The sequence below is a fragment of the Mesobacillus sp. MER 48 genome (assembly GCF_023714225.1).
Classification (GTDB): domain Bacteria; phylum Bacillota; class Bacilli; order Bacillales; family Cytobacillaceae; genus Mesobacillus; species Mesobacillus oceanisediminis_A.
In genome coordinates this window covers 153,523-173,040 of sequence record NZ_JAMAUR010000006.1, presented here as the reverse complement: position 1 = coordinate 173,040, position 19,518 = coordinate 153,523, and the positions used below count along the sequence as shown (strand labels likewise).

Genomic DNA, 19,518 nt, shown 5'->3' with positions numbered 1-19,518 from the left:
TATTTTTCGTTACAGGCAGAGCCGGATATTGCTAATTAAATACTACCAAAACCTATGTCTTTTGGTAAAAGAAAGCTAATCTACCTTTACCCTGATACCAAGAAATTTATTCCGGCAAAAAATAAAGCTGCAAAACCAATTGGCTTTACAGCTTGTTCAGGTAACTATTTAAGAATATCATCAATCATGTTCAATTCTGCCTCACTGAAATCCAGACGGTTCAGGGCGGCGACATTTTCTTCAATCTGGCTTACTTTGCTTGCGCCTATAAGGGCTGAGGTGATTTTCTGTTCCCTAAGAACCCAGGCCAGTGCCATCTGGGCAAGTGACTGGCCCCGTTCCTGTGCAATTTCATTTAGTTTTCTAACCCTGGCAAGAACTTCTTCAGATACATCACCTTCATTGAGGAAACTGTTTGGCTTCAGGGCTCTGGAATCTTCGGGGATTCCGTTTAAGTATCTATTGGTCAGCAACCCTTGGGCAAGTGGAACAAACGCAATCGATCCGACTCCTTCTTCCTTCAGCAAATCTGTCAGTCCATCTTCTACCCATCGGTTGAACATTGAATAAGCAGGCTGATGGATCAACAACGGTGTTCCCAGTTCTTTTAGAATCGCGACAGCCTGTTTTGTTTCCTCTACTCCATAATTGGACAAGCCAACATAAAGAGCCTTCCCCTGCCTGACGACATGATCAAGTGCCATCATCGTTTCCTCTAGAGGAGTTTCCGGATCCGGCCTGTGATGATAAAAGATATCGACATAATCGAGTTCCATCCTTTTTAGACTCTGGTCGAGGCTGGTTACCAGGTATTTTCTTGAACCCCAATCACCATAGGGCCCCTGCCACATGCCGTAGCCAGCTTTGGTCGAAACCACCATTTCATCACGGTATCCTGAAAAATCCTTGCGGAGGATGCTGCCGAAGTTTTCTTCTGCTGATCCCGGGGGCGGTCCATAGTTATTCGCAAGATCGAAATGGGTAATACCCAGATCAAAAGCCCGCCTGATTAACGAACGCCCATTTTCAAAAGTATCCTGGCCGCCGAAATTATGCCATAGCCCTAGTGAAATGGCTGGCAATTTAAGCCCTGATTTACCGCATCTGTTATAAGTCATCGTTTCATAGCGACTGCTGTCTGGTTGATATGCCATAATTTTAACCTCCAAATATTCCTAATCATTTCTACCATCCCAATGGATTGGCTTGCAGCGTCTTTTCCCATAATACTTCTAGGTTTTCTACTTTTTCCGTTGAAATCCTTTTATCTGACGCAGATAAATTCTCAATCAGCTGTTCAAGTTTCTTGTTTCCAGGTATTACGGTAGACACCTCCTGATAATCAAGTATAAACCTTAAGGCCAACTGGACCAGCGATTCCCCTGGTTCGAGCATTTCCTTGAGGACAGGCAGCAGCTCGGCTCTTTTCCTGAGTTGATTCTGATCCCAACGGCTCCTGATATCTGTAAAAACACTATTTTCATCATACTTGCCTGATAGCCACCCAGAATCAAGCGGAACTTTAACAATCAGTCCCACATTCTTCTCTGCAGCCATAGTGAAGGCGCTTCTAGGCTCCTGATGAAAAATATTGAACATCACTTCGATGATCTGACTGCCAGTAGACTTCATGAGCTCCTCCATTTCATACCCGGAATCGACTGAAGCTCCGTATGCCCGAATCTTCCCTTGCTGCTTGAGGGATTCCAATATGTAAAAGTGATCGCTTTTTCCGGTCAGGATTTCAAGCGGGGGATTATGCAATAAAATCGAATCCAGGTAATCCGTTTTAAGCCGCTGCAAACTACCTTCAACCGAACTGCGGATCTTCTGCGAATCAAAATCAAGGGTGTTATCTGGATGATGGCCAAATTTGCTGTTAATCACTGCCTCGCTCCTTCTTCCGGAAAGAGCCTCTCCAAGCAATGACTCACTTTTGCCACCTCCATAATTAGGAGCAGTATCAAAGAAATTGCAGCCCCGGTCAAGTGCTTCATGCACCAGCATGATTGCCTGATTGTCATCCATGCCTTCCCAGTCCCTTGCATTGCCGAGCTGCCAGCCACCGAAACCAACTTCCGACACTTTTATCCCTGTACTTCCAAGCTGTCTGTAATTCATCTTCCTCCTCCTCTACTGTCATGCTGGCTGTTCGTTTGCATCAATCAGTACCTTCTTTTCCCATACTCTGCTTTTCCACCTTATGTACATGATGATTCCCCTGAACCATTCATCAATGATAAAGGCGATCTAATAAGCCAATCTGTTTAGGCAGACTGTTTTTCTGTAAAGTCATCTTGCATTTCCACCTTTAAAAGTTTCCTCTGATAAAATTACTCTGGCCACGCTTCTTCAATATTCCTTTTCCTGAATTTGAAGGAAAAGAGGCAGAAAAGCCTTGCTGTTCTGCCTCTTGATTTCGACTATTATTGAATTATATTGACGAGTTTTAAAATTATTCGACCACATTTTAAATTTTATTGGCGAATTTCTAATTTATTCGACCACATTTTGAGTTTTTTCGGCGAATTTTTAAATTATTCGACCACATTCCCAATTATTTCGACCAAGTCAATACATCCGCTAATTCACCTATTTTTTTATGATGCTCACATTGTCCAGATAGACATTTGCTGCCGCATTGCCTTCGAAAATATTGCCCAGCTCGAAAACGATTTTGCCATCTGCATAGGTTTCTTCAGTCATGACAAAAGTGATGCTGTGATGGGTCATATCTGTCGTTAAATCCACTGTGTGTGTTGGCATATAAGCTATGAACCAAGGGTCCGTGCTCAATTCCCTGCCAATATTGACATTCATTTTCCTTGGCACATCTGCTCTTGCATCAAAAGCTACTGTATAGCTGCTGCCATTTTCAAAAAGCAAATCCTTTTGAAATACCTGAGGAGAATACGATGCACCGCCAATCTGTGAAATCGCAACCTTTAGTTCTCCATTGTCAGCCGTCATCTCTCCAGCAGCATACCCGCTCCACTGGTCGCCCCACCATGAGGACCAGCTTTCCGTTCCAGCGCTGAATGTTCCGTTATCAATTCCCGGAGTGGAGCCGGGATCTTGCTCGGACGGAGCGTCTTTAACCTTCAACACCACGTTATCGATAAATACATCATGTGCGCCGACTGGTGAAAGAGCGTTTTTACCAAGCAGCATTTTGAAGGACGCAATGTCATCGGCGGGCATTTTGAATTCATAGGTGAATTGCTGCATTTGACCACTAAGTGTGATCGATTTACTCAAGAACCGAGTATATTCAGCGTTCTCAATCGTTACCTCAGCCTGTCTATCCTTTGTAGAACGGGCATCGAAGGATAATTCATAGACCACTTCTTTAGTAAGGTTCAAGTTCGGCTGTATCAGCTGGACGCTCCAAGTTTCATTTCCTTCATTGCCAATAGCCACTTTGGCCTCTCCATTTTCTGGAGTGATCTGGGCGCTGGCATCATAATGAGCATAATTTTCCCAAGCTGATAATCCGTCTGTGAAATCCCCATTTTTCAAAGGATATAAGTCAATGTCTCCATAGTCCGGAATGTTGGATGTTTTTATCAGGACAACATCATCCATATAAACATCGACATCTCCGCCGCCAAAACTAAAGACAAGCTGAGCTTCTGAATCAGAAATATTTTCTGGCATTGTAAATTCAAATGTTTTCTCTTCCATATTGGAAGTGAGCTCAATTGTGCCAATTCCAGAGTAGTTAACCGTGCCGCCAACATTCAAAAGGCTGACTTGAATCGGTCTTTGTTCTGCTGCTTTTGCTTTAAAGGAAAGCTTATAATCATTTCCCGCAACCAGGTTAATCCCTTTTTGGTCAAGCTGGACTGCTTCAGGATGGCTGTCCCCCTCTTCAATTGCCACATGAAGTTCTCGTGTGTTTTCAGAAACAGAGGCCTTTGCAGCTGCTTCTTCAACTGAGAAATTCCAGAATATCATCCGGTCCATGCCACCCTGGTCGAATGTTCCATTATAAACATGGTTGCCATTTGGCAACGGCTGTTTTACACCATTTTGATCTACTGGTGTGCCTGTAATATCTTCAACTTTTACATTGCCGATCCAAACCGGATTCGTCCCATTGCCGCCAAGATTGAACTCAAGCCTTGATGCAATATCAGTCTCATTCAGCATATCAAATGTAAATTCATAGCGTTGCAGCTCGGCAGAAAGCTGGAAGGATTCCTCATTCGAATACTTCACCCAGCCTCGTTTCTCGCCAGCCCCTACTTTTACCATGACCTTTCTTCCCGCAGTCGATTTGGCATCAAAGCTGACCTTATACTTCCCGCCATTGCCAAGCGAGATGTTCTGGATCATTTGCAGGGAATAAAGCTGTGAACCTGGATTCGTGATATTCATTTTAGCAAAATTCTTGCTATCGATTTCCTCTAGTTCTAATCTGCCGTCTCCTCCGAACTCTGGTAACTTCACAAAGTTCCAATATAGCGGATCCAGTTCCACCCCAGGCTGATCCACTACTGTTACTGGCTTTTGATAGTTTTGGTCATAAACCAAATTGCCATCCTCTAAAGGCTGCTTAGCATCTGCTGGCAATTCCACAGGTCCGGACACCGGTTCCACAGGTTCGCGGTAATCCCGTTTCTTCAAGTCGTACACCCTTACATAGTCGACTTCCATCTGGCTTGGGAATTTCGTCGTCTCGTCAACTTCACCGTCAAACCAGCCTCCAACTGCAAGGTTCATAACCAAATAGAATTCCTGATCAAAAGGTGCAGGATAGGAATAGTTTGCTGCGTTATCCTTTCCTTTTGAATACCATTTATTTTGAGTTTGATAGAGTTGACCATCAACATACCAGCGTAGCTCTCCAGGCTCCCATTCGAGAGCATATGTATGCCACTTGTCAATGCCTCTGTTTTCAGGAAGTTCGAATTCCTTACCTGTATACTTGTTATTTGGCCAGCCTTCGCCATAATGGATTGTTCCTGCCACTGTATTCGGCCGGCTTCCCCACGCCTCCATGATATCGATTTCACCGGAGGCTGCCCAGGAACCATATTTATCTTCTTCAGGAAGCATCCAGATCGCAGGCCAAAGTCCTTTGCCTGTTGGCAGCTTCGCCTTGATTTCGTATCTGCCGTATGTCTTGCTGAAGAGACCTTTTGTTTTGAGTTTGGCAGAAGTATAATCGTATGTTCCAAACTGGTCTGTAACCTGTTCTTTTTTCGCTTTTATGACAAGCTTGCCATCATCAATAAAAGCGTTTTCATCAGAATCCGTATAATACTCTTTCTCGTTGTTGCCCCAACCTGAAGTAACCCCGTTGCCATCCTCATCTACGATCCAGTTCCCGATATCATAAGTCCATTTGCTGCGGTCGATTTCCGGACCGCTGAACTCATCTGACCAGACAAGTGACCACTCAGATTTGTTCTGTTTGTTTTTCAACTCTTCATTTCCTGGTTTATCTTTTGGCGCCCCGAAACTGGCTGCTGGCAAAATCATCATGGCACTCAACAAAAGAGCCAAGGTCTTCTTCATACCAATTCCTCCTTCATTATTTTACAAGCATTAAAGACTTCTAAAATAAATCCACCTCCTTTTCATGTTGATCATTAGCGTAAATCACATTTTGTCATGACAAGGAGGCGGCAGAGCTTAACTTTCTATTATGAATGTTGTAATTGAATGACCAGGCAGCTCGGCTTTGGCAATCTTGCCTCCGACCGATAGTGAGAATGACTCTGTTGTGTCTGCATCATTCATGACAACCGCAACAATCGAGCCATCTTCATTTTTAAATGAAACTGCTTTTAAAGATTCATGATTTAATTCATGCCCGATTCTAACTGCGTTCGGCTTAATGTATTTGCTGAAGTGTCCAATATAATAAAAGGAGCTGTTATAGTGAACCTCACCAGTTTTCGTGTCGACGATCACAGGAGCATCGCAGTAGTTGCCTACATGGTTCGGCCCGCCCTGTTCGTTAAGGACGATATTCCAGTCAATCCAGCCTTCAAGCCAGTTGTTGATGTCGCCCATGATGTTCCTGGCGTAACGTTCTCCAGTATGCCATGCGCCCAGCTGGACTCCGCCTTCAATGCATCCTTCGGTAAAAATCAGGTGCTTGTCAGGGAAGTCTTCGTGAATCTTGCTCAAATTCTCGAATTCTTCTGATACATACCAGTGGAGACCTGTACCCCAAATATATTTTGCAGCCTCAGAATCTGATAGAATCGTTTTTGCCCGTTCATAGGCGATATCCCGGTTGTGGTCCCAGATGATGATTTTCTTGTCCTCATGGCCTTCCTTTTCCATGACAGGACCTAAATGATTTTTGACAAAATCACGCTCTTCTTCTGCTGTATATCTGCAAGAATCCCAAACCTGCGTGGCTTCAGGCTCATTTTGGACGGTGATCCCCCAGATCGGCACACCCTCTGTTTCCATTGCCTTGATATATTTGGTGTAATACAAAGCCCATGTATCATTGAACTCAGCCTTTAGCTTCCCGCCGTTATTCATTTCATTATTGGTCTTCATCCAGGCTGGAGGGCTCCATGGAGAAGAAAGGATCGTCAATCCTTCCCCTCTGGCCTTCACAGCATCCTTTATGAGCGGCAATACATATTTGTTTTCACGCTCGATTGAAAAGGTTTTAAGCTCCGTGTCATTCTCTTCAACATAGGTGTAATTTTCGAGGGCAAAATCACAGCTATGGATATGGGTCCTGCCCAGGCTGTAACCAAGACCTGTCTCCTGGTTAAAATAGCTGTCGATTATTTTTGCGCGTTCTTCCCCGGGAATTTGCGAAAGTGTGTAAGCAGCTGCCTCTGTAAAAGCTCCGCCGAATCCCATGAAGCTTTGGTATTTCTTTTCTGGGTCAAGCTTCATCACAAAATCGCGGCCAGGCTCATCTGTAAAAGAAATTTTGCCCTTGTCAGCAAAGCGGTCGCCTGTGTTTTTTGAAGTTTGGATCATTTTCATTTCCATCTGTCAGCACCTCAGTCCTATTAATCTAGGTAAACATCCATCCTTGATACTTTTCCGTCCCTAACAGCTTGTGCATAGGCATCCTGCAGCTTATCGCCATTAACCTCAACCTCTTCGCCATTCATTTGGAGTACATACTTAACAGTCTTGGCACCTTCATCACCGAAAGTATTTCTCCTTGATGGATTGTGATAGGTTACCTGAATTTTGCCCAGCAATGTAAATTGCACCTTGCCCTCTGAATCGAAAAGCCATGAAGGAAGAATCGGCTCAAGCTGCAGCGTCAGCCCTTTTTCGTTTACGTCAAAAAGGTTTTTCCCCATCATCATCAACTGCCAGATGCTTAAAAATTCTGCCGTCGTTCCACTTAGCCTTGCGACAAAGCCTTGTCCATGGAGACTGGAATCAGGATTAACACTGCTCGCAATAAATGATGAATTTTCAAGGACGCTCCTTCCGTACACTTCTGCATCCATGAACGGCGGCATTGCATAGATGATATCTTCATAGAACTCTTCATACAATCTGGACTTCAGGACACTGAGCAGATATTTGAATTCCATATGCATGAAGATGGATTCCCGCTCAAGCCAGCCTGGAGTGAATGCCCTCGCACGGCCGATATCAAATGTTTGGTCTTCAAGAGATCCAGAAGTTTTGTACATTTTCAGCTTACTGTCGTAAATTTCCGAGTTCCTTACATGCTGATATGTCGACCTAGCTGTTTGCAGGTCGGCAGTCTTCAAAGCCCTTGCAGGACCTTCAAGGAAATGCGGAAGAACAGACACTTCAAAGCTATTGACCTTGACCAACGGCAAGCCCTTTTTATTCAGTTTTTCATTTCCGTTCTCATCGACGATCTTTTCCCAGTTCACTGCTTCGAAGGAGAAATAAGTTGGAAGCAACCCATTGCCAAGCTCCGTTGCCTTGTCAATTCCCGCTTTTGTTTTATGAAGCATTTTCTTTACATAAGCAGTAAGCTTTTGCAACTCGATATTCTTTTCCGTACCTTCAAAGCCGTTTTTCACTAACTCGCGGTATTTTTCACGGGCAGCCGCTGTTTGATTCCAGTAGCTGTAATTATCCAGTTCGCCATTTTCAAATTGGTTCAGGAACTCTACAACTGAATCAGCCAGAACGGCTATTTCTGCAGGCAGGGCAATCTCCAGTTCTGCAGCCTCTCCAGAAGATATGAGAAATTCAAGCAGGCGTTTCAGCTCTAATGTCTCACTCATGGCTGAACCGAATATTCCTGGCAGGCCATTCATGGAATCATTCCAGCCTGGCTTATTCGCTTCCATTTCCACCCCCATCCCAAAAGGATCCAATGTAGAAAATTTCAGCAATGCCAATGAGAACAGTTTGCTGTAAAGATTGGAAGTAAAGAATTCACCATCAGGTCTCATCACCCAATTTGACCCTTGCTGATGCCCAAATTCTGTGATGGCTTCGTATTGACGGACTTTGCCATTAGCGAGGACATATTTTTCAGAACGCGGATTCACAAACACTGGACTGTGGAAGTATTTGTAGCCATAATCATCGAACAATAGCTGAGCTTTATTTTCCGGATAAACCTTCAAATAGTTTTCAACCAGATCGAGATTGTATGTCCAGTGATCCATCCAGTACCCTTCTCCAAACTCTGCTTCAATGTTCTGGCTGCTCTTTGAAAGGACTTTTTCCAGGAAATTTGGAAGTGATGAGTTTAGCTGAATGTCGCTGTCTGAAATCGTTTGGAGTAAATATCCTGGTGTATAGGTTCCGATCAGCTTCTTTTTAATGAATTCAGCATCCTTCTGCAGAGGAACCAGTTCATCCAGCCAGCCCCAATCTGATTGATCTTTTAGTTCAAAGCTTGCTCCTTTTACGACGAGCGGATTATAGCCATCCGCCTGAATCAGGCTCATGAACAGCTTGATATTGTAGTCTCCCGTCTCAGGATGGAAAAACACATCATTCCTGCGGTTCTGGTTCACATCACGGAAGTTGCCGTTCCCCTGCGAGAAGTACTCAGGCGCAAGCGAGAAAAAGTTGTAATCCCGTTCCAAGTCGCCGTGCTTGCGGGAAAACACATAATAAGTAAAGGCTGAATCATCAGTCTCCAGTTCAATTGGAAAGCCGCCGCGCAGTACATTATCAAGATAGCTTTGGTTTACATAGGCATCAAATAGCGGGGACGCTGTCTTTGTCTCGACATCCTTCGTAATCTCCGTAACAAGGTTCTGCGCTTCTTCGTATTTTCTATCCATATATCCGGCAGTTCTTATGTCAGCTGCTTTTTCGTTAATGATTTCAATGTCCTTCACATGACCGACAAGTGTGTGGAATGTGACTTGTTCTCCTTTTCCAAGCACCCTTCTAAGACCGGAGAATCCACAAGGCACTTTGTTGGAGGTAACCGGCTGAGCTTTCGATAACTCATGAAGTGATTTGCTTTCAAACTCATCCGGGAAAGAGAATGAACTGTTCGACCCAAAGACAAGCTCCGCATCAACGACTGGAGTGATCAATTGCCCATGGTCATCGAAGCTCAAGTAAAAATGACCTTTCGAAATTTCTTCAACTTCCGCAGAGTCATTCGTAGAAGAACGGACTCTGTAATACGGAATTCCATTTTCAAGATTGAAAACATCCATCCAGCTTTTAAGCGTATTTCCAACCGCTTTGTATGCTGCATCATCGATTCCGTATGGGATGATAGCTGGAAGACCATCAAGCACTTCCAGTTCGAATGATCGTTCAGATAGATTTTCTATTTCAACCTTCCTTACCAATGAGCCGAAGTTCTCATTCGGCAATGTGAAATATGTGATTAGTGATTTCACTCCATATTGGTGGTTGATTTCTTCAATTTTCAGTTCGTTTTCTTTTATATACATGTTTCTCGTACGATCTTTTTTGCGTCCATATGACGAGAATGGTTCAAAAACGATTTTTCCATCCAATTTGATAAAAGTGCGGAAACCATTCATTGATACTCGCTGGTAGGCCTGGTTTGCCGGGAAAAACTCTGTGATCGCATGGTTTTTATCCTGGACACCAAAGCTGACCATCGCCTGGCCGCGGTTTACGTAAAAAGCCCACATCGGTATACCGTACAACCCGGCCAATCCCGGCAGGAAGCTCGAAAAGGTCTTTGCCTGATCGAAGTTTTCAATTACAAAATATTGTTTTTCATCAAATCGATATTTCCCCATTATTTCTCACTCCAGAGATGTTGGATTTAGATTGAGCGGTTCCTGATAATTTCGGCATAGCGGTAACCGCTATCCTTAAGGATTCTCTCCTGTGTTTCGAAATCAACATACGTGATTCCAAAGCGTTTGTCGTAGCCAAATGCCCATTCAAAATTATCGAGCAAAGACCATAGATAATACCCGGCGACGTTCATGCCCTCCTCATTGAGCTTGGCAACGGCACGAATATGTTTTTCCACATAGTCCTGTCTCTCGGTATCATGGACACGATGGTCATCTGAAACAAAATCATCGAACGCCGAGCCATTTTCGGTTATATAGATTGGCAGATTCGTATATTCCTTGCGCAGGCGATGAATCAGTTCTTTAAATTCAGCCGGCGATATATCCCATCCCATTCCGGTCTTTGGATAATCTGAATAGGCACTCTTGAACAGGAAGTCCGATGCTGCATTGAATTCAACAAGACTGCGATTATAGTAGTTGATTCCAAAGAAATCACATTCCACGGAAATTTTCTCCAAGTCGCCTTCCTGGATGAAGTCGAAGGAATGGACATATTTTGAAAAAAGATTCATCATATCCGCAGGGTAAGATCCTTTTAGCACAGGATCCAGGAACCACCTATTCGTGTAGCCATCCGCATTATTGGCAGCCAGCTGGTCATTGGCAGAATTGCTTGCCGGGTACATCGGTGACAGGTTCAGCGTAATCCCGATCGGAGTTTCCGAAGCAAATTTCCCTTTCAGCAAGGAAACAGCTTCACCATGGGACAGAAGCATATGATGGACAGCCTTTACCGCCTCTTCCATATTGGTATGTCCCGGTGCATGGACGCCCTGATGGTAGCCGAGGAAACCTGCGCACCATGGTTCATTATGGGTAATCCACATTTCCACATGTGCATCAAGTTCCTCAAAGCATTTTTCAGCATACTCCAAGAACCAATTGACGGATTCCCTGTTTGTCCAGCCGCCCTTTTCATGGGCCCATATTGGCAAATCCCAGTGGTAAAGAGTGACTGCAGGCTTAATGCCATTTTGATTCAAGAGTGTTATAAGCTTTTTATAAAAGTTCATTCCCGCTTCGTTATACTTGCCCTGCTCCGGGAAAATCCTTGGCCAGGCAATCGAGAAGCGATAAGAATCCACACCAAGCGTTTTTAAAATCTCAATATCCTTTTCATATAAGTGGTAGTGGTCACAGGCGATATCCCCGTTATCCATATTGAAGACCTTACCGGGAGTCCGGGAAAACGTATCCCATATAGACAGGGTTCTTCCATCTTCCTGATAGGCCCCTTCAATTTGATAGGATGATGTTGCTGTACCAAAAATAAAATCCTTTGAAAACTTGTTCATCTTCTGTTCACCTCTACTGAGTTTATTTTTTGTATACTTTGATGTAATCAATTGCCATCTGCTGAGGAAAATGAGTTGTTTCATCAGGATAACCAGGCCATTTTCCTCCAACAGCAAGGTTCAGCTGCAGGTAGAAATCGCGGTCAAACGGTGCAAATCCAGCTTGCGGTTCCTCTGAATCTGGAGTCTTGCTGAACCAGTCAGTCTGCCTTGCATACAGAACATCGTCCACATACCATCTGAATTCACCTGGCTCCCAATCTAGGGTAAAGACATGGAAATCTTCCGAGAACTTCTTGCCATCAGGAAGCGTATAGTTTTCTCCTGTATATGTGTGAGGCATTCCGTAATGCAGCGTTCCATAAACCGTGCCAGGCTGGTGGCCAATCAACTCCATGATGTCAATTTCCCCGCAGGCCGGCCATCCTGTGTATAATTCCATATCTTCTGGCATCATCCAGATTGCCGGCCAGATTCCCTGGCCTTCAGGCAGCTTCGCCCGGATCGAAAAACGACCGTATGTCCAGGCTGCCTTACCTCTGGTCGTCAATTTTGCAGATGTATAATCCATCACGTTATACTTCTCATTCCTGGCTTCGATAATCAGGTGGCCATTTTCAATCCGTGCATTTTCTTTCCGTCTTGTATAGAACTGGGATTCTTCATTGCCAAACCCCGTTCCCGCCTCAACGAAATTCCACTTACTTTCATCTATATCAGGAAGATCAAAGTTCTCCTCCCACACCAGGCTCCACACTGTTTCAGTTTTTGAAAGCGCCATCATTTCTTTGTTTGCCTTCCCCTGATCTTTTTGCTCCACCTAAACTTCCCCTTTCAGAAAAACTGATTGCTTCGAACAAAATATCTCTCAATTCCTATTCTACCTTTGCCAGCAAAGCATCTTGAGATAGAGAATTTTGTTTAGGGTGTCAATATTTTAGAAGAACGGAATTCCAGGTGAAAACACTTCCAAAAAGTGCAAATTTTATTGGGATAAGAGCGTTGATTTAGATGCAGGTATAAGAACATAGCGCTGCTTCAGACAAAGTGAAGGCGCACCGGAGAGATTTTGTCCGAACCTGGAGCTAGTTCGGACAAAACGAAGACGTGCCGCCAATCTTTTTGTCCGAACCCTGGGTTACTTCGGTCAATATAAAGCCGCACAGGTCACACTTTGTCCGAACTTGGGGGCACTTCGGACAATACGAAGCCACACAGGCCACACTTTGTCCGAACTTGGAGGCACTTCAGACAATACGAAGCCGCACAGGCCACACTTTGTCCGAACTTGGAGGCACTTCGGACAATACGAAGCCACACAGGCCACACTTTGTCCGAACTTGGAGGCATTTCGGACAATACGAAGCCACACAGGCCACACTTTGTCCGAACTTGGCGTCACTTCGGACAAAACCAAGCCCTACCGCCGAGCTTTTGTCCGAACTTGGCGTCACTTCAGACAATACGAAGCCGCACAGGCCACACTTTGTCCGAACTTGGAGGCACTTCGGACAATACGAAGCCGCACAGGCCACACTTTGTCCGAACTTGGAGGCACTTCGGACAATACGAAGCCCCACAGGCCACACTTTGTCCGAACTTGGAGGCACTTCAGACAAAACAAAGTCACACGGGCAAGCTTTTGTCCAAACTTGGGCAAAAAAGAAAAAGAGAGCCTATTCAGCTCTCTTCATCCATTCATTTCCCGATATTCTTTTGGCGAGATTCCTTCTGCTTCGCGGAACACTCGTGCAAACTGTTTGGGATTTTTGTAGCCAACCATCTCGCTGATTTCAAGAATTTTAAAGTCCGTTTCTTTCAGCAGCTTTTTTGCATTTTCTACCCTGACCATTTTTAAATAATCAACGAAGTTTTGACCAATATACTCCTTGAACATGTGGCTGAAATAGGAGTAATTCAAAGATATATAATTTGCGACTACGGCGAGATTCAAGTCCTTGTGGTAATTTTCCCTGATATAGGCGATTGCCCGGTCCATATACTTTTGCTCTGAATACACTGATCTCATTTGTTTATTGTATTCGTGGATCCTCATCAGCAAGCCTTCGAGGGCATGGAAGTATTCATGGAAATTATCAAAGTTATAAATGTCATCAATTTTGTTCAATAGCTCAAACGTCACAAGGGATTCATCCCCCAGCCGCTTAAAAAACCCTTTGAAAATGGTCTCATTGATTGCCTGATTCAAGTCTTCCAGATAGCTGATGCTGCTGTGCGAGATGACATCGAAGTCCATCACCTGTCTCAGGTTGGTTTTTATTTCATTTTCCCTTTCTGTTCCTAGCATATTGGAGATTTTATTGATCAATTCCACCGGAACTGAAGAACCATCCGGCTTTTCTTTGACACTTTCATAATAAATAACCTGTCTGCGCGGATAGAGGAAATGGTACTTCAAGGCAGTGGCTGCCTGTTCATACGTTTTTTTCAATTCCCGTATGTCCTGTTCCTTCTCACTGATGCCAATGGTGAAGACCAAATGCCTGTCCCTGCCAAGCTGCTCTTTCAACAGGGAAAATAGCTCGAGATCTGCTGAAATAATGGTCACCCTGCCATCATTATCGAGAAATGGAATGCAATCATTGGGTGAACAAAGCAGCTGATTGATCTTTTCAAGCAAATGATTCTTTTCAATCTCAGCCTCCGCATCGATGATCCCTACATAAAAGCCATCCGGATAGGCTTCGATTTTCATTTTCTTATAAAGATCCTCTACAACATCCATTTGCAGATTAGGACTGAGCAAAATATAATTCAGCTGACTGGCACGATATTCATCCATGTGCTGATAGGTCATTTTCTGGCTTTTTTCCAGTTCTTCAGTGATCAATTTAAGAGTTTTGAAAAGCTCTGAACGATTGACCGGCTTCAGAAGATAATCTCTCACCTTATACTTGATCGCTTCCTTGGCATAAGTGAAATCATCATAGCCACTTAGGATCACAATGGCTGTTTTGATTTCTCTTTGCTGGATTTCCTTGATCAGCTGGATACCATCCATCCTCGGCATTTTAATATCAGTGATCACGATATCTGGTTCATTTTCAGCTATTAGTTCAAGGGCTTCCTGTCCATCACTGGCAATAAAAGTAGTAAACTCTGGATGCTCTCTCTTAATCATTGCCTGTATGCCCAATCGGATATTTTTCTCATCATCAGCTATAAGGACTTTATACACTTTGGCTGCCCCCTTTCATAATTTTGCAAGGCATTTTTAATGTCACCATCGTGAATTCGCCTTTGACACTTGTAACAAACACTCCATACTCTGTTCCATAGTAAAGCTTGATCCTCTCATTCACATTGTGGATCCCAATGCCATTGCCGCCTTTGGAACCATGATTTTGATGTTCCTCACCAGTTTGGAGGGATCTGTTGAGGGCCTCGCACTGCTCTTGCGTCATCCCAACGCCATTATCCTCGATCTCAATAGTGACATAGTCATCAGAATACCTCGCGCTCACCTGCAGGATGCCTCTGTCTTTCTGGTTGTTCGGAATAATTCCATGTTTAATCGCATTTTCGATAATCGGCTGCAGTGACATTTTCAGGACTTCCTGGTCCCGCAATTCGTTTGGGACATCAATCGTTAAAGTCAGCTGCCCATCCAGACGCAGATTCATGATATCTACATAGTTTTTTATATAATTGAGTTCTTCTTCCAGGATCACAAAGTCATTTTTCCATTTAAGATTATAACGCATCATTTCCCCAAGCGAGGTTACTGCATCAGAAATAGCGTACTCCCCTTCTATTTCTGCCATCATTTTGATGTTTTCCAATGTGTTATACAGAAAGTGGGAATCAATCTGGGTCTTCAGTGCCTTTAATTCGGTTTCCTTTGCGGCTGCCTGCTTATTGACAGCTTCAGCAATCAGTCCGTTCATTTTACCAAGCAGGCTTTTAAAATGAAATGCCAGTTCTGAAATCTCATCCTGACCGTCAACCTCTACATCCACGGAAAAATCCCCGTGCCCGACTCGCTCCATTGAATCCTTCAGTTTGTACATTTTTTTCAAGAGCAATAAGACCAATACATAGGTGACAAAAGAAAGAATAATAACTAAAAAGATAATTCCGCTAAAAATAACATTCCTTGTCTTGGCAGTTTCAGCATAAAGGCTCTCAAGTGAAATGACATTCAGCAGATAGGCATCCAAATCTTCGATGTAGGCTGTAATGACTAGATATGGAGTTTCATTGTTTTCAAACTGAAAACTGCCAGTGCCTTCGTGTTTTGATTTATTGAATTTCAGTTTGAGCTCTTCTGTGTCAATTCCCTCATCTTCAAAAAAGGTATGATGGAAGTTCCTGATCATGTTGTTGTCTTTGTCGATCACGACATACACTGAATCAGGATCCTGAACAGATCCGAACATCTTAGGAAAAAAGTTTTTCAGGAACATATTGATTTCGATGATCCCTAAATGTTCGTCCTTTGGATAATCCAGTTCCCGCAACAAAGAAATTTTCGCCGTGTTTTGTGATGGCAGCCGTTCCAGAACATCCTCTGTCTGCTGGTCAAACCACCATACCTCCATGCCATTCCTGTTGATGACTTCATCTCTCCATGGCTTTTGCATGATCCGTTCTTCCTTGAAGAGAATCGGCCACATCTCGGTTACATATGGATTGGTCGTATAAAGGCGGATATTTTCTATGGCAGGGTTATTTGCCTGCAGCCTGGTGACATTCGAAAGCTCGTTCATCCTGAAATCTATTAACTGGTCGACGTTCGCTTCATTTCGGCTTTTAACGAAATCAATGAATTCCATATCTGAAACGACCATCTGGGCCGTCCTTCTCATGGATTCTATATTGTTTTTAATGTGGATTTTTTCAATTTCCAAAGCATTTTCACTCTTGATGCTGATTTCGGTTATCGCCCTGTCATATACGTTACTGGAATAGATGGAGATAAAAATGATAATCGGAATAATGATAATGATGATATATAAGGCAATTAGCTTTTGTTGCAGGGAAAGGCGGTCAAACCAGGTCGCTGCCTCTTTAATTTTTTTATGAAAGTCCACTTTAATCACACCCAACATTTATCCACATTCAAATGATACATCTTAAGTATTAAAAGTAGCGTGAAAAAGTGTTTCAATATTTTGAAGTCTAACAGGATTCACGCACGCCCAACGTAAAAGCAGGAATAGACTGTCCCTTCAAGAAAATTAATTCTAAAAGGAACAGTCTTTCCGAATGTTACTTAATTTGCTGCATCAAGTTTTTTCTTATTGTTTTCATATACTTCCTGCTGATACTTTTCCACTTTTTCATAGCCGAAAGAATCACGTTTCTTCAGGAAGTCGTTGTAGAGTTTATCGAACTCTTTATCGGATTTAGCAAGCAGAAGCTTAGGAAGTGTTTTACCCCATTCTTGTGCGATCTTGCTTGCTGCGACACCTTCTGTGGAAGTTCCAGTTGGGCTGATGCCATCAAACTCTGCATAGCTGACTGTTTTTCCTTTTGTCCAGTCTTCCATTTGCTTGAATGGTTCAGAAGCTGGCGGTGCCCATGCGAGGCTCATGTTTGTATCCATAAGCATCCAGTACTTGAATGAAGCACCATACTGCTGGTCAAAAGCTGCGCGGTCCTTATTCAGCAGATCCAATACTTCCGGTTTGAATTCAGGCTTACCGTTTGCCATATCATATGTTTCGCCCTCTTTACCCATATAAAGGTCCATTTGTCCTTCTTCGCTGATCAGGTAAGTCAGGAATTGAATTGCTCTTTCTTTATCTTTTACATCTTTGGAAATCAGAGTCACTGTCCATCCTGAGATGCTGTCACCAGCCAAAGCAGGTGCGTCTCCATTTGAGTTAGCAGGTCCGTCTACTGCAATATATACGGAGTTAGGATCTTTAGCATACAATGCGTGTTGTTGTGCTGCAAGGTCACTTCGCTGATAAAGCATTGCGAAGTATCTGCCTTGTGAGATCTTTTCTTCCATTTGCGGACGCTTATCAATGAAGATGTCCTTAGCAAGAAGCCCTTTGTCATTTGCTTCTCTAAAAGTTTTTAACCATGCAAGATACTCTGGATCCTGGCTGCGGTCATAAACCTTTCCGTCTTTTTCCATCGGGATGTTAAGGAAGTTTTGCAAATAGCCTTCAAGGGAAGTGTTTCCTACATCCGTAAATTCATTTAAGCCGAAAGGAATCAGCGGTGCGCCGTTCACTTCAGGGAATTTTTCTTTGGCAGCTTCAAGCGCCTTCAAGAATCCTTCAGGCGTGCTCATATCAGGGCTGCCGATTGCTTCATACATATCTTTTCTTACAAGAAATGTCTGGTTTGATGGCTTAAGGTCTTTATATTTGTCAAAATCTTTTGGTGATGAAGAAGCATTTGGATAACCGTAAGTATTGCCATCTTCCTGCTTATACCATTCAATCTTTGCTCCATCTGCTACCTTAAAGAAATACGGATCATACTGGTCAGCAAGTTCATTCAATGGAAGGACAAGCTCGCCTTCGATCATCTTCTTGACAGCATCTTCCCACCAGCCGATCGTGATGAAATCAGGAAGCTTGCCTGATGCAATCATCGTGTTCATTTTCTCAGCTTCGTTGCCTGCTGGTGAAATGAAGTTGACAGAAACACCAGTTTTATCTGTTACATACTTTGAAACAACATCGTCGCCCCATTTATGTGCGAACCAGGAAAAGTTCACATACCAATCAAAAGTAATCGGTTCCTTGTTGGACTGCCATCCAGGTGCATTGACTGTTGCTTTTGGTTTGTCTGTGTCCTTTTCATCGGAAGCGTTTTCATTTGCCTTGTTGGAACAACCTGAAAACAATGCCAAAACCAAAGATAGAACAAGCATTAGTGAAAAGCCTTTGGAAAGAAATTTTCTCCTCATTTTTTGACCCTCTCTCTTGTTTGTTTTTTTTGGGCCACATTATTCAATGTACACTGCTTTGAAAAAGCGGGAAAGGCTTTTTTCAAAAAACCAGCCTTTCCCAAGATCATAAGGGGTATCTTTCATGAAAAAGCAGTACTCAATTAATAATGAAGCCGGGTATTATTTAAATTTCTTCTAAGAAGAAAAATTTAAATCATTGTTAATAGAATCAACCTTTTACTGATCCAATCAGCATTCCTTTTACAAAGTATTTCTGCAGGAATGGATAGACCAGCATGATCGGAAGCGTCGTTACAACCATTGTTGCCAGTTTGATTGACTGAGAGGTTACTGTCTTCGTTGCAATCGAGCCCGCTGCATTCGTCATCATCTGATTTGAACTTGACTCAGCAACAACCTTGTATAAATAAGTCTGGATTGGCTGCAGGTCAGGGTTATTCACAAAGATGACTCCGGCAAAATAGTCATTCCACTGGTAGACACCCTGGAACAGTGCGATGGTAGCGATAACAGGCATTGACAGCGGGATGATTACTTTGATAAAAATCATAAAGTCATTTGCCCCATCTATTTTTGCTGCTTCCTCAAGAGAAGTTGGCAATTCCCTGAAGAAGGAAACAAAGATGATCAGATGGAAGAAGTTGAACATTGTCGGAATGATATACACTAGGAAGTTATCAAACAACCCAAGGTCCCTGATCAACAGGAAGTAGGGAATCAATCCGCCGCTGAAAAACATCGTGATGACACCGACCAGCATGTAGAAGTTCCTGCCGTAAAGGTCTCGTCTCGAAATGGCATAAGCAACCATCGCTGTAAAAAATACATGGGTGATTGTGCCGATAACCGTTTTGGCAATGGTCACACCAAATGATGTAACAATGCCAGGTGTTTCAAAAACAGCCTTATAGTTTGCAAAAGTGAACTCACGCGGCCACCAGTAGATACCGCCTCGCATGGCATCGACACCATCATTCAGTGAGTTGACGAGAACATACCAGATTGGGTAGACCGTGATGCCGCAGATAAAGAGCATAATGAGAATGTTAACGTTGTCGAAGATATATTCGCTTGTTGTTCGCCGGTT

11 protein-coding genes are annotated in these 19,518 nt (G+C 43.4%); all 11 read right to left on the bottom strand.

What is annotated here, in order from left to right:
- Positions 1–164: 164 nt before the first annotated feature.
- Positions 165–1,154, bottom strand: coding sequence for an L-glyceraldehyde 3-phosphate reductase (gene mgrA, locus M3593_RS18960; RefSeq protein WP_251544313.1), 990 nt, complete (start codon positions 1,152–1,154; stop codon positions 165–167).
- 31 nt (positions 1,155–1,185) lie between these two features.
- Positions 1,186–2,121, bottom strand: coding sequence for an aldo/keto reductase (locus M3593_RS18955; protein WP_144478863.1), 936 nt, complete (start codon positions 2,119–2,121; stop codon positions 1,186–1,188).
- 471 nt (positions 2,122–2,592) lie between these two features.
- The gene (locus M3593_RS18950) at positions 2,593–5,523 is read right to left on the bottom strand and encodes a carbohydrate binding domain-containing protein (RefSeq protein WP_251544315.1); all 2,931 of its coding nucleotides are present in this window, start codon (positions 5,521–5,523) and stop codon (positions 2,593–2,595) included.
- A gap of 117 nt (positions 5,524–5,640) precedes the next feature.
- Entirely contained in the window at positions 5,641–6,975 is a 1,335-nt protein-coding gene (locus tag M3593_RS18945) for a glycoside hydrolase family 30 protein (protein ID WP_251544317.1), read from the bottom strand.
- 20 nt (positions 6,976–6,995) lie between these two features.
- Positions 6,996–10,175: a cellobiose phosphorylase gene (locus M3593_RS18940; protein ID WP_251544319.1), complete on the bottom strand. Its 3,180-nt coding sequence runs from the start codon at positions 10,173–10,175 to the stop codon at positions 6,996–6,998.
- 26 nt (positions 10,176–10,201) lie between these two features.
- Complete coding sequence (locus M3593_RS18935) at positions 10,202–11,536, bottom strand: GH1 family beta-glucosidase (RefSeq protein WP_251544321.1); 1,335 nt, start codon at positions 11,534–11,536, stop codon at positions 10,202–10,204.
- Positions 11,537–11,558: 22 nt separating this feature from the next.
- Positions 11,559–12,356 carry a glycoside hydrolase family 16 protein gene (locus M3593_RS18930; protein WP_251544323.1) on the bottom strand — a complete coding sequence of 266 codons (798 nt, stop codon included), beginning with the start codon at positions 12,354–12,356 and terminating at the stop codon, positions 11,559–11,561.
- 870 nt (positions 12,357–13,226) lie between these two features.
- Complete coding sequence (locus M3593_RS24305) at positions 13,227–14,735, bottom strand: response regulator (protein WP_251544324.1); 1,509 nt, start codon at positions 14,733–14,735, stop codon at positions 13,227–13,229.
- Positions 14,728–16,590: a sensor histidine kinase gene (locus M3593_RS24300; protein WP_251544326.1), complete on the bottom strand. Its 1,863-nt coding sequence runs from the start codon at positions 16,588–16,590 to the stop codon at positions 14,728–14,730. The genes M3593_RS24305 and M3593_RS24300 overlap by 8 nt, the downstream gene beginning before the upstream one ends.
- Positions 16,591–16,772: 182 nt before the next feature.
- The gene (locus tag M3593_RS18915) at positions 16,773–18,428 is read right to left on the bottom strand and encodes a type 2 periplasmic-binding domain-containing protein (RefSeq protein WP_251544328.1); all 1,656 of its coding nucleotides are present in this window, start codon (positions 18,426–18,428) and stop codon (positions 16,773–16,775) included.
- Between the two features lie 211 nt (positions 18,429–18,639).
- Positions 18,640–19,467 (bottom strand): carbohydrate ABC transporter permease, encoded by an 828-nt coding sequence (locus M3593_RS18910; protein ID WP_251544473.1) that lies wholly within the window; start codon positions 19,465–19,467, stop codon positions 18,640–18,642.
- Between the last annotated feature and the right edge of the window lie 51 nt (positions 19,468–19,518).

Excerpts from the sequence above, each read along its gene's own strand:
- M3593_RS18935 (WP_251544321.1), bottom strand. The coding sequence starts at position 11,536 with ATGAACAAGTTTTCAAAGGATTTTATTTTTGGTACAGCAACATCATCC.
- M3593_RS18940 (WP_251544319.1), bottom strand. The coding sequence starts at position 10,175 with ATGGGGAAATATCGATTTGATGAAAAACAATATTTTGTAATTGAAAAC.
- mgrA (WP_251544313.1), bottom strand. The coding sequence starts at position 1,154 with ATGGCATATCAACCAGACAGCAGTCGCTATGAAACGATGACTTATAAC.
- M3593_RS18910 (WP_251544473.1), bottom strand. The coding sequence starts at position 19,467 with ATGCTCTTTATCTGCGGCATCACGGTCTACCCAATCTGGTATGTTCTC.
- M3593_RS18915 (WP_251544328.1), bottom strand. The coding sequence starts at position 18,428 with ATGAGGAGAAAATTTCTTTCCAAAGGCTTTTCACTAATGCTTGTTCTA.
- M3593_RS18945 (WP_251544317.1), bottom strand. The coding sequence starts at position 6,975 with ATGGAAATGAAAATGATCCAAACTTCAAAAAACACAGGCGACCGCTTT.
- M3593_RS18950 (WP_251544315.1), bottom strand. The coding sequence starts at position 5,523 with ATGAAGAAGACCTTGGCTCTTTTGTTGAGTGCCATGATGATTTTGCCA.
- M3593_RS18955 (WP_144478863.1), bottom strand. The coding sequence starts at position 2,121 with ATGAATTACAGACAGCTTGGAAGTACAGGGATAAAAGTGTCGGAAGTT.